The following is a 2,061-nucleotide window of genomic DNA, read 5'->3' on the forward strand; positions in this document are numbered from 1 at the left end:
CATAGGTCTCGCCGCGAAGATCCAGCACGACAAGCGAATGGGGCCACATCAGCGCGTTCGGGATAATCAGCGCCGCGCCTTTTCCCGACCTTGGCGGTCCGATGACGAAGCCGCCGACGTCATCGCCGTCGATCCAAAGTTTCTTGCCGCCGCGAACTCTGGGGCGCGTCAGGCGCAATTTGCCGGTGCGCCGATCGCGGTGCGGGGCAAAGACGTTGACCAGTCTGCCGCCGGCTCGTCCGATGAAGATGCCCCTCGGCTTCAGAAGGCCAGCCCGGCGAACGTCCGCCATCGACATGAATTTTGCGTCGTTGCGCCTGGGCGGCCGCACCAAGAATGCGATCGCGAGCGGCAGGAGGAAGCCGAATAGGGCCGCGGCGCCGGCGTATTGAAGCTTTGCGAGGAGTCCAGCCTCCAGATCCGCCCAGGCGTAGCCGAAGACTGGCCGCGGGTCCGCATTGATACTGTCGAAGAGAAAATGCGATCCGGTCCTGTACCAGTCGGTCGCCGCGTATGCGACCACAAATGCCAAGGCGCCCAGCGCCACAGCCATCAACGCCAGAAAGATCCTGCCGGCGATCTTTTCCATGGTGCGCCCCCGTCAGATCGTCTGAGCCTTCGTGAACTTGATTTCGCTGATCGATCGGCTTCCGCCTTCGCCGCGCACCATCTGCACGACGACCGGGATCACCTCGCGCAAATAGTCGAGGATCTCGCTGCGAGAGAGCCCGACATTTCCTTGCATGACCATGAGGGCCAGGCGCTCATAGGCCGAACGGGCCGAATTGGCGTGAACGGTTGTCAGCGAACCCGGATGACCGGTGTTGATGGCTTGCAGGAAGGAAAATGTCTCGGCACCTCGTAACTCGCCGAGCAGCAACCGGTCGGGCCGCATGCGCAATGACGCCTCGAGCAGCTGTTGCGGCGTAACCCTGGCAAGGCCCTGGTCACCTTTCGAGGCAAGCAGCGTCACGGTGTTGCCAGTTGCCGGCTTGAGTTCGCGCGTATCCTCGATGGTTATGATGCGCTCATGAGAGGGGATGATTTTCAACAACGCATTGAGGAAGGTTGTCTTGCCGGTCGACGTGCCGCCGGAGACAACTACGGAAATCCGATTGCGAACCGCGTATTGCAGAAATTCCAACGGCGAGGTGTCATGCAGCATCTCGGCGAGCTGCTTTTCTTCAGCCGAGAGCGCCAGGCCGCTGCCCACCTCGGTCTGTTCGAAGGCGCCCATCTTGGCATAGTCGCCAAGCGTCATGTCCATGATGACTTGCTTGCGGATGGAGATCGCGCCGCCATCGGGTGCGGCCGGCGGCAGCACGCATTGAAACCGCTCGCCTGAGGGGAGAGCGGCCGACAAGACCGGGGTGACTTCGTTGACGACCTGGTTGGTGGCCGAAGCGACGCCGACCGAGACCGAGCGGATCCAGTTTCTGGTGAGCTCGCGTTTGACGACGTACTCCATCTCCTTTGCACCCAGGCGCTCAATGAAAACTTCGCCGGGTCGGTTGATGGCGATTTCGGAAACCGATTCTTCCTCCATATAGGGCCAGATCGGTTCCAGTTCGGCGCGTAGCACCGGTGCGCGCGCCCAGGGGTCCGGCCTAGGCTGCACATTCATCGGGCCGGAGTCCCATACTCTGGATAGTCCGGATCAGCCTCAGCCTTCGGCGTCATGAAGAGCGGCGTCGGATCGAGCGCTCTTGCCGGCTTGCCGCCGCGCTTCAGTCGCGCCAGTTCCTCTTCTACCGGATCGGCATAGAGCTCGGAAAAATCCAGATCCCGGCGCACGAACACGACGATCGGCGTGCCCTGGTCAACGTAGATGGTCGGCGGGATGTTTTGTGTGTCGCGGAACGCCTCTTGCGCCAGCTGCTGCAGCGCCGTCGAGGATTTTTCGAAGGCGATGCCGCGGGCGTCGCGTTGCGAACCGGAGCCGCCATAGGTGGTGGTGACCGTCTGTCCCGTAACGGGGTCAGTAGTTGTCACCTGCCCCTGCTGGCTGTCGCTGCCATTGTTGGCAAGGGAGGACAGGTATTCAGAAACGCCGCCCACGAC

Annotated in this window: 3 protein-coding genes; all 3 read right to left on the reverse strand. The window is 62.1% G+C overall.

The window, feature by feature from the left end; genetic code table 11:
- Positions 1–589, reverse strand: a 589-nt coding sequence (locus EOA38_RS34825; RefSeq protein ID WP_189435123.1) for a type IV secretory system conjugative DNA transfer family protein, incomplete at its 3' end; no start/stop codon positions are given.
- A gap of 12 nt (positions 590–601) precedes the next feature.
- On the reverse strand, positions 602–1,624 hold the full coding sequence (virB11, locus tag EOA38_RS34830; protein ID WP_127301359.1) for a P-type DNA transfer ATPase VirB11: 1,023 nt from the start codon (positions 1,622–1,624) through the stop codon (positions 602–604).
- The coding region (locus tag EOA38_RS34835; protein WP_281060158.1) for a TrbI/VirB10 family protein at positions 1,621–2,061 on the reverse strand (441 nt) is incomplete at its 5' end. The genes EOA38_RS34835 and virB11, both read right to left, overlap by 4 nt.

It is taken from the genome of Mesorhizobium sp. M1E.F.Ca.ET.041.01.1.1 (assembly GCF_003997355.1).
Classification (GTDB): Bacteria; Pseudomonadota; Alphaproteobacteria; order Rhizobiales; family Rhizobiaceae; genus Mesorhizobium.

What these genes read in the sequence shown, in the direction of transcription:
- virB11 (WP_127301359.1), bottom strand. Translation starts at nt 1,624, where the DNA reads ATGAATGTGCAGCCTAGGCCGGACCCCTGGGCGCGCGCACCGGTGCTA.